The organism is Mesorhizobium sp. M5C.F.Ca.ET.164.01.1.1 (genome assembly GCF_004792125.1).
In the GTDB taxonomy this organism is placed as follows: Bacteria; Pseudomonadota; Alphaproteobacteria; order Rhizobiales; family Rhizobiaceae; genus Mesorhizobium; species Mesorhizobium wenxiniae.
In genome coordinates, this window is the sequence record NZ_SRTG01000156.1 from 1 (window position 1) to 401 (window position 401).

Annotated in this window: 1 protein-coding gene; it reads right to left on the reverse strand. The window is 65.1% G+C overall.

All coding sequences use genetic code 11. The annotated features are described in order from the left end of the window. The coding region (locus EN807_RS32885; RefSeq protein WP_135937963.1) for an IS630 family transposase at positions 1-401 on the reverse strand (401 nt) is incomplete at both ends.

Here is a 401-nt window from a genome sequence, read left to right on the forward strand (position 1 = left end):
TTGGCACATTCGGCTGGGGTGAAGAGGTCGACGACCGCGCCGACCACGTCCCACAGAGCCTTGATGGTTCTCTCGGCCTTTGCTCGCAGCAGCGCCTTGAGTTTGGCGAAGGCGTTCTCAATCGGATTGAAGTCCGGACTGTAGGGCGGCAGGTAGAGCAGGCTCGCGCCTGCGGCCTCAATCGCGTCGCGCACGCCGGCGGCCTTGTGGGCGGGCAGGTTGTCCATGACGACTACGTCGCCCTCTGACAACGTCGGGACCAGCACCTGCTCGACATAGGCCAGGAACACGTTGCCGTTCATAGCGCCGTCGTAGACGAAGGGCGCAGTCATGCCCGTCAGCCGCAGTGCTCCGGTGAAGGTCGTGGTCTTCCAGTGGCCATGCGGCACGCCGGCCCGGCA